We start from the raw sequence: 6,400 nt of genomic DNA on the forward strand, positions 1-6,400 counted from the left end.
AAGTAAAGCGCGTCGGCATAAACGAGCCGCCCCGGCTGCCCGACGATCATGTAAGACTGCGGATAGAAGAATCCGATGCTCGCGTAGACGTACGCCCAGAGGACACCGATCAACAGATACGCCGCCGCAGCGCCAAACAGCTTGTCCGGTGTCATGATTTTGGGCTGGAATACGTAGCGCAGAAGGTAAACGACTGTGATGGAATACAGCACGGCGCTGAACATCCAGGATACCGCAAGACTGCGATCGTCGTCGTGCCACAGGCCGTGGTACTGGAACCACATGGCCGGAATGGCAAACAGCAGCGCCATCACGAACGACAGGGTCGTGCGGCTGACCGCTGCCACGGTCGCTATGAGGAGGAACATGTTGACGACGTTCAGAACGAGTCTGCCGCTGTCGCTCGCCGGCACGAACGACACCGCGCCGATGAGAATAACCAGCACGACGAACAGCCAGAAACAGCGCTGGTAGAAAATGCGAGACAGCGCTTCGCGCGTGGTACGGAAGGCCATGGTGCTCTCTCCCTTGCTTCGCTTATGTCGCGGCCAGACAGGCCGGGCCGCGTGTGACGGGAGTATAAAGCGGTACCACACCCTGCCGCTCCGCGCTGGCGGAAGCGGACCCACTTCGGCCCTTCACCGCCCCGGCCCGATGCTGCCGATTTTCATTCCTTCAGCGCCTCGTGTGCAGTGCTCTGGCGGCTACTTCTGCTGCAGTCGGGCATGATGGTACTTAATCACATCCATAACCGCAGCCGTCATCACCGAGGTTGAGACTCCGAACATAAGGATGCCGTTGGCAGCTTCGATTGGACCAAGCATGCGCCATTGCTTGGACATGACAATGTCGCCGTAGCCCAAGGTGATGAAGTTGACCGCGGAGTGATACAAAGCAGTGGCGAAATCAGAAAATTCGCCTAAGAGCATGAACAGCGCAGCCCAGATTGCCATTTGGGCGAAATTGCAGAGCAAGGTTAGCAGCATCACGGTTATCAATAGCAGGACGTCCACCCATAGCAAGTCCTGACTCTTAACGTTGCGCCGGAAGCGCGCGTACCGGCGCAGGCAGATGGCTACCACCACGCCTTGCAGCAGCAGGCACAGGACCATGGCCGGAGCGGCGGCGAGTACATTGTGTAGCATGATTGACTCCGTCTTCAGGGGGAGCGCGCAGGCAAAAAAGGCGCCGCATTCGGGACGCGGAGATCGCAAGTTCAAAACTTGCTACCCCGGCCAATCATAGGACACATTGCGTCAGCCGCACCCAGCCATGTCCCGCTCCAGATATTGGGCCTGCCGAACGCTCGCTTACTGAGCGAAGCAGTCGCCCGAATGTCTGAGTGCGGGTACAGACGAACGACGGCACATGGCCGGTAGCTGCCTGATACGGTCGGCTCGCTTCGACCCACTTCTACGCTTCTACCCGACGCGACCTCAACGGCAGCTCTCCACGGTGCAACAGTCCTTTCTGCAGCCGTGTCGGCCGGCAACTGCGCGGACAAAGCGAACCTTCGCGAGACTGCAGTCTGGGCCTCCGCGAAAGTCGCTGATCCGGAAATTGGCTCAATTGTCCGTTTCCTGAAGCGTCCCAAACATCTACGGGTGCGCGGACAGGTTGCCGCCGTTAGTTAAACATTTCCGGCCGCAAATCACTGATTTCGACGATCACATCGGCCGGCATATTCATACGACGTGCGGCAGCGCGGATCGCTTCGCCGTCGGGTGCCTCGTACAGGCAATAGGTTTTCTTCTTGTCTGCGCTGAGAAAGGAGAAAAGCCATTTAACGCCTTCTTCGTCGTTAATCTGTTTGAGCAGTTGTGCGGAATCGCCAGTAAGCTCGATCTGCTCGGCGAAGTTTCGTTCAATCAGGAAACGCGGCATGGTGTTCTCCGGTAGTCGTGCCTGCTTGCCGGACTTTCGGCTGTGCACTATCAGTTGTAATACCCCTGTGCTAATTCCCAGGGCCCGAGTTGCTCGCGGCGCCGATACGCTCCAGAAGCGCAAACATCTTTAATTCTCTAGCCGTCGCAGCCGCGGTGGCGAGCAGGTCTGCCGCCCATGCGCGGTCACCCTTGCGATTGCGTGCCGACAGCATGACAGCGAATTCGTGCCGACTATGCGCCAGCCATGGCCACGCCCGCAAGCGCTCATCCATACGCAATGCGTATTCGAAATGCTCTTCGGCAGCAGACCAATCGCCAAGGGCGCCGGCGAGCATGCCGAGGTACCGTGCCGCCGATCCGCAGCACAGGGTGAAGACAGGAACGGTTACGACCTGATCCCGGAAAGGCAGAAGAAACGCGTAGACGCGCTCGGCGTGCCCGATTTCGCGCAGCCGGGCAGCGACTTCCGCAAGGTAAGTCAAGGTAATGAGCCGCCTGCTGTCCATAGGAATGCACGATTCGGATTCCGCCAGCCCATCGAGATTGCGGCGGGCTTGCGCCTCGAAGCCGAGATCGCTGGCGATCAACATCAGGCCTGGCCGCCAGGTCGCGTTCTCGGGATGCTCGTCGACAAACCGTTTGAGCAGCGGCGCGACCTCAGCAAGCCGGCTTTGTTCCCGGCGTATCGTGAACATCTGCATGCCGTAGACGCCCGCCGCGAATTTCGCGTCGACGCTCTCCGCCAGCGCCAACGATTCTTCCGCCTTGCGCTCCGCCAGCGCGAAGTCACCGACGAGGATGGCCTGCATCGCCCGTGTACAGGTCACACACCACTTGTCCATGAATTGTTGCCCACGCGTGGCAACTTCCTGATGCCTTTCCAGGGCGTTCTCGAAGCCTTGAACGTCTCCGATCTCGAGGTAGCCGGTGACGCTTCGAGCGCAAGCGTGACTAATGGAATGGTCATCACCGAGATCCTCGGCGATCTGGCGGAGCTCCTCCAGCACGCTTCGACGCTCCGGGAATTTTGCCGCCGGCAAACGGCGGGCGCCGACATGCATCACCTCGCACAGCAAGACGTCGAACAGGCTTTGTCGATCTTCCAGGCGTCTCGCGAGTGCGACAGACTGGCGAGCCATTTCGCCTCCTCGTCGGAATGCACCGGTCATGTGAAGGGTGCGGACCAGTCGGCTCAACAGGCGAGAACGCTCAACGGTTTCCTCGGTGCCGGTCGAAGCGAGCGCCTCTTCCAGCAAGGCAATCGATGCCTCTCCGGAGCCTCCGAGAAACATCTCCGTGTTGTCGTACGCCAACGCCGCCTGCGCGAAATACGACGATAGCTTCTCTACCCGAGCAATCTGGGCGGCCTGCAGAAAGGTTTCACTCGCATCCCGGCGACCCAGTCTGTGCTCCGCTCCGCCTCGTATCAGAAGCAGAGGCAACGTACGGATAGCCCGATCGTGCTCGCCGAGCAAGAGACCTTCTGCCAGTTGAAGCCCGCGCTGCGCATCGGCGATGGCCTCTTCGTAGGCTGCGCGCGCAAGCGCCCGTTCGCCCGCACGCTGCCAATAGCTGAGCGCGCGATCCGGCAGGTCGGCGGCAGCCAGATTCTGGGCGATCAGTTCCGGCTGCCGCTCGACTATTTCGGGGTAGTGTTGCTCGAGAGCAGCGGCAATCAGGCCATGGTACTGGCGGCGGCGCGCAAGCAACAGGGATTGGTATGCGATTTCCTGGATCAGCGCATGACGGAACAGATATGTTCCCCCGTCCTCTGGCGCACCTGGAGCCGGCAGAATGATTTCTGCCGCAGTCAGGCGATCGAGCGTTTCCTGCAGTTCGTTTTCGGGCTTAGAGGTGATCAGGGCGAGGAGCCTCCGGCCGAATTCCCGCCCGACTGTCGCCGCAATCTGGGCGGTCTCCTTCACACCCGGCTCCAGACGATCGAGCCGCGACAGCAGCGAGCCCTGGAGCGTGTTTGGAATCGCAATCGCCCCTGGCGCCCCTTTCAATTCGTAGCTTCTGCCGGCATCGTGCAACAGGTCGCCCTGGAGCACGGTCTTCGTCAGTTCCTCGACGAAAAGCGGCACGCCGTCCGTCTTCGCGACGATCTGATCCAGCACCAGGCGTGGAAGCGGCTTGCCATCGGTCAGCCGTTCGATCATCGCGATGCAGTCCCGTCGCGAGAGCCGATCGAGATCGACCTGCACGAGATGAGGGTACGTCCATCCCGGCTTGAATTCGGGCCGCGCCGTGAGCAGCACCAGCAGCCGGGCCGCCACCAGTTGCTCCAGCATCAGTCGCACGAACTCCAGCGACGACGGATCGATCCAATGCACGTCTTCGACGACGACGAGAACCGGCTGAAGATGCGTCTTCTTTTCGATCATCGCGACGAGCACATCGAGGGTTCGCCGTTTAAAGGAAGGGGAGGAAGCGTCGATCGCCGGATACCGTTCGGCCGTCGGAATCCCCAGCAAGGTCGTGAGCACGAGGATCGTCTCCTCAACATCCACACCGAGCGCGCCGAGCCCGGCCTCCAGCCGTTCGACATCGGAAGCGGTGAGCGCCTTGGGGTCCAGGTCAAAGGCGCGTTGCAGCCGTTGTATCACCGGCCAGAACGGGCTGTCGCGATAGTACGAGGAACAGTGGAACGAAACGACCTCGTGCGCGTCCGCACTGATGCTGTCGCGGAAAGCCCGCAGCAGGCGAGATTTTCCGATCCCCGGCTCGCCGGTCAGCAGCACGCAGCGCATTTCGCCGTCTGCGCTCTGCGTCCAGCGCTGCCGAAGCATGTCGAGTTCGGCCGTTCGGCCGATGAGCGGCGTCATCCCGCGGCCCGCCCTGATTTCGAAGCGGTCTACAGCGTCTGTCTGCGCCAGCACGCGATGGACCTGGACAGGACCGGAGAGACCCTTCAACTCGCGCCTGCCGAGGTTTTCAAGCAAAAACGATCCCTGAATCAACCGCTCGGTGGCTGGGCCGACGACGATCGCGTCGGGCGGAGCCAGAGATTGCAGCCTTGCAGCGACGATTGGAGTTTCCCCGACGACTGCCTGCCGATCCAGCGAGGATCCGGCGCCGATTTCGCCGGCGACGACCAGACCGGTCTCGATCCCGACACGCACCTGCAGACGCACGCCTTCCTCGGCTTCTATATGTTCATTAGCCCGACGAAGAGCTGAGATGACGGCGAGGCCAGCGAGTACCGCGCGCACGGCATCGTCTTCATGCGCGTGAGGGTAGCCGAAATAGACGAGTACTCCGTCACCGATATATTGCGCGATATGGCCCTCATGGGCTTCGATCGCGCTTGCGCAGGCTTGGTGAAAGACCCTGAGCACGCGTCGCATGTCCTCGGGATCGAACCGCTCTGCTAGCGGCGTCGAGTCGATCAGGTCCACGAACATCACGGTGAGCTGTCGCCTCTCAGCCTCGAGGGCTCCGCTCCCAGACGACCCGTGCTGCTCCTGGCGCTCTGGTTCGCGTTCGCGCGATGGAGTCCGAGCGCCGGTCAGCGCCGCAAGCGCTTTCAGCAGCCGCTTCCGGTCGCCCAGAGGAAGACCAAGCTCTTTTAAGTCCTGTTCCGAGAGGTCGCCAAGCACATCCCAGTCGATCCCTTGCGAGGCGAACGTCGTGGCGTGCTCACCGAGCCCAACCTGCACCAGCCATCTCGTCAGATCGTCGGTCATCGCGTGATCTCTTGTCGAGCCACCACACCACCAGGGCGCGTCGTCTCAATCTACTCCATCGCGGTTCTTTGGCTGCCGGAGCTCGCGGTGCTGGACGGCCCGGTGCGTCGCGGCACCCTCGCGGCAAGTTGCTGGAGCACTGCTTCCAGTCAGCCTTCGACTCGCCATCGTCGCCTATACCCTCGTCCACAACCATGGTCCTCGCGGTGTCGCAACTTGCCCAGGACACTTGCACGCAGTACGCAATCCTCGAACGCGTTTCTCGTACGCGCCTATACTTTCGAAAACATTTCATCCTATTTCGTTTTAGGTGACAAGAGGCGCAGTCGTGCCCGAATCATTTGGCGCAATCAAGAGGCCGATCACGGCAGGTCCCCAAGCCATTTTCCCCGTTTTCCCAAGCAGCGCCAGCTTCACCAGGAGGTGCCCCAAGGTCAATGTGTCCAGCCTTGAGCTTTCTGAAGGTTGCTCGCTCGTCTTGCTGTCGCTGTCGCCAATCGGAAGTTCTTTTCGGCAATTGCGTCGGCGCCCTATGCTTTCATCAAGTAAGGTGCGAGGCTAAGGCTCGGAACGGCGACCAGATAGGTACGTGGATGCCGATGGATTCCACGCGCCCGATATTGTTCTTGTCGACCGTTCGGCGCGAGGCTTCTGGGTACGGCAGCGCGTCGTCGCGCGTGCGCGCGCGCGATGGATAAACTCTTCGAGGAGGCAGCGTCATGGACGAGTTTGCGATTCAGGGATTTCGCGGAAGGCTGATCGTTCCGTCGGACAAGGACTACGACGAGGCGCGAGCGCTGTACAACGGCATGATTGATAAGCGGC

The 6,400-nt window shown here is 60.9% G+C and carries 4 protein-coding genes; all 4 read right to left on the reverse strand.

Annotated elements, in window-relative coordinates; all coding sequences use genetic code 11:
- On the reverse strand, window positions 1-515 hold a 515-nt coding region (locus P0D89_RS50295), incomplete at its 3' end, for a voltage-gated potassium channel (protein WP_408370331.1).
- 189 nt (window positions 516-704) lie between these two features.
- Entirely contained in the window at window positions 705-1,145 is a 441-nt protein-coding gene (locus P0D89_RS50300) for an ion channel (RefSeq protein ID WP_408370333.1), read from the reverse strand.
- A 481-nt stretch (window positions 1,146-1,626) separates the two neighbouring features.
- Window positions 1,627-1,884 (reverse strand): DUF4242 domain-containing protein, encoded by a 258-nt coding sequence (locus P0D89_RS50305; RefSeq protein WP_408370335.1) that lies wholly within the window; start codon window positions 1,882-1,884, stop codon window positions 1,627-1,629.
- Between the two features lie 70 nt (window positions 1,885-1,954).
- Window positions 1,955-5,575, reverse strand: a complete 3,621-nt coding sequence (locus tag P0D89_RS50310) for an AAA family ATPase (RefSeq protein WP_408370337.1) — start codon at window positions 5,573-5,575, stop codon at window positions 1,955-1,957.
- Between the last annotated feature and the right edge of the window lie 825 nt (window positions 5,576-6,400).

The organism is Paraburkholderia sp. RL18-085-BIA-A (assembly GCF_046027075.1).
GTDB lineage: Bacteria > Pseudomonadota > Gammaproteobacteria > Burkholderiales > Burkholderiaceae > Paraburkholderia.